The following is a 381-nucleotide window of genomic DNA, read 5'->3' as shown; positions in this document are numbered from 1 at the left end:
ATCATGCCCTTCACCGAGTCGCTGGCCTTCGGGGCCACCCGGAATCCGTGGTGCCTCAATCGAACCCCTGGCGGCAGCAGCGGCGGCAGCGCTGCGGCGGTAGCGGCCGGGCTGGCGCCAGTGGCACTGGGATCCGATGGTGGCGGATCGATTCGTATCCCGTGTACCTGGTGCGGTCTGTTTGGGCTGAAACCACAGCGCGATCGGATTTCCTTGGAGCCGCACGACGGGGCCTGGCAGGGGCTGAGCGTCAATGGCCCGATCGCGCGGTCGGTAATGGACGCGGCGTTGCTACTGGACGCGACCACAACGGTGCCTGGTCCCGAAGGCGAGTTTGTGGCCGCGGCCGCACGCCAACCCGGCCGGCTGCGAATTGCCTTG

1 protein-coding gene is annotated in these 381 nt (G+C 68.0%); it reads left to right on the top strand.

The genetic code is table 11. From position 1 onward, the window contains the following. Window positions 1-381, top strand: a 381-nt coding sequence (locus tag KSP9073_RS17415; RefSeq protein WP_243409289.1) for an amidase family protein, incomplete at both ends; no start/stop codon positions are given.

This window comes from Kushneria phyllosphaerae (assembly GCF_900312995.1).
GTDB lineage: Bacteria > Pseudomonadota > Gammaproteobacteria > Pseudomonadales > Halomonadaceae > Kushneria > Kushneria phyllosphaerae.
The sequence above is the reverse complement of the archived record's forward strand: the minus strand, read 5'-3'. Positions and strand labels throughout refer to the sequence as shown.